The sequence below is a fragment of the Pseudomonas sp. F1_0610 genome, assembly GCF_047470865.1.
Taxonomy (GTDB): domain Bacteria; phylum Pseudomonadota; class Gammaproteobacteria; order Pseudomonadales; family Pseudomonadaceae; genus JAZDRH01.
Genome location: NZ_JAZDRH010000081.1, coordinates 1 through 677 on the forward strand (window position 1 = coordinate 1; position 677 = coordinate 677).

The 677-nt window shown below is 30.1% G+C and carries 1 protein-coding gene; it reads right to left on the bottom strand.

Features of this window, described 5'->3' with window-relative positions; genetic code table 11:
• Positions 1–118 precede the first annotated feature (118 nt).
• On the bottom strand, positions 119–550 hold the full coding sequence (locus tag VQ643_RS16295; protein WP_414201564.1) for a hypothetical protein: 432 nt from the start codon (positions 548–550) through the stop codon (positions 119–121).
• Between the last annotated feature and the right edge of the window lie 127 nt (positions 551–677).

A 677-nucleotide genomic window follows, 5' to 3' on the forward strand; every position in this document is an offset into this window, starting at 1 on the left:
GAAATATACTTAATTGGCTTTTTTGACCCTATCAACCTTGAAAAAATAATTTACTTTTAATGTAAGTCTTAAAAAATAATAACAAGCCAGTTAGATATTCTTCAAATTTTCATTATTATTACTGTTTATTTTTCTCCACCCCTCCTCTATCAACAACATCTAACTCAGCGATGTCATCTCTTGATAAACCCACAGCAATAATATAGATAGTCCTTGCTTTTTGATCTTCATCCTTATCATATTTAGTGTAGTTATCGGTTATTTTATCTATCATAATATCATCTACTTCTTGAGTCTCATTATCTACTGTAAAAAAAACTGAATACTCTCCATCAAGAATCCATCGATACATATGATATCCTTGGCTTGCCATATTAAAAATCGAATATCCAGTTTTTGGAATTCCACCATATTCTTTACTAAGTTGAGATAAAATTCTTTTTCCTTCTTCTGTCTCATAGATAAATTTCTTTGATTCGAGTAAACCCAAAATGTACTGCTTTTCTTTTTTTGACTTTGTGTAACGCTTTTCTTTTTTAATATCGCACATTATAATGTCCCTGGAAATGCTGTTAAAAGCCTACCTTGACTATCAGTCATTATTGCCAGTTTTGACGTAGGCTGATGATTATTAAATTTATTTGTTCCTATCATACGTCCCATATCTACTTCTTAAT